Source organism: Blautia aquisgranensis (assembly GCF_040096615.1).
Lineage (GTDB): Bacteria > Bacillota > Clostridia > Lachnospirales > Lachnospiraceae > Blautia_A > Blautia_A aquisgranensis.
Window position 1 is genome coordinate 1 of record NZ_JBBMEJ010000049.1, and the last position, 725, is coordinate 725.

General features: G+C 47.9%; 1 protein-coding gene. It reads left to right on the forward strand.

All coding sequences use genetic code 11. The annotated features are described in order from the left end of the window. Positions 1 to 725 (forward strand): type 2 periplasmic-binding domain-containing protein (locus tag WMO28_RS16775; RefSeq protein ID WP_494337495.1); only part of this gene is annotated, 725 nt, incomplete at both ends.

The window sequence follows — 725 nt, forward strand, 5'->3', positions numbered from 1 at the left end:
CTCCAGCAGAACACAGTAGAGGGCGAGGAGAACCCGTTACCGGCAATTGATGCAGCCAGCGTACAGGAAGTACAGCCGTACTGCTCCATGTGGGATGCAATCTATGACTGTCTGTTCTTCTGCATCAACCAGGAAATCTATGACGGTCTGACACCAGAGCAGCAGAAGGTTGTTGATGAGGCTGGTCAGAAAGCCGTTGAGTATGAGCGTTACATCAACCGTTCCGGTGACGAAGAGATCATGAGCCGCTGGGAAGAGAGCAACGGTGTAACCTTCACAAAGAAAGAAGATATGGATATCGACTCCTTTAAAGAAGCTGTAGATGGAATCGATGAGTGGTTTGTTCAGGAGCTTAAGAGCCAGGGCTATGACGATGCACAGGATCTGGTAGATCTTTTCACAAAAGAATCTGTAGATACAGTAGAGGATTACAGTGATCTGAACTGGCCGGAGACAACTTGGAACTTCGCATGCTCCACAACAGAGACAAGTACATGGGCAGAAGGCGGACGTAAGTTCGGCGAGCTTATGGAAAAAGCAACCGGTGGAAAAGTCAAAGTTAATGTTTACGCAGCAGACCAGCTGACAAACGGAAACCAGTCCGAGGGTATTCAGGCACTGATGAACGGAGACCCGGTACAGATCTCAATGCATTCCAACCTGATCTACTCTGCATTTGACCCGAGATTTAATGTAGTATCCCTGCCGTTTATCTATGATTCCTA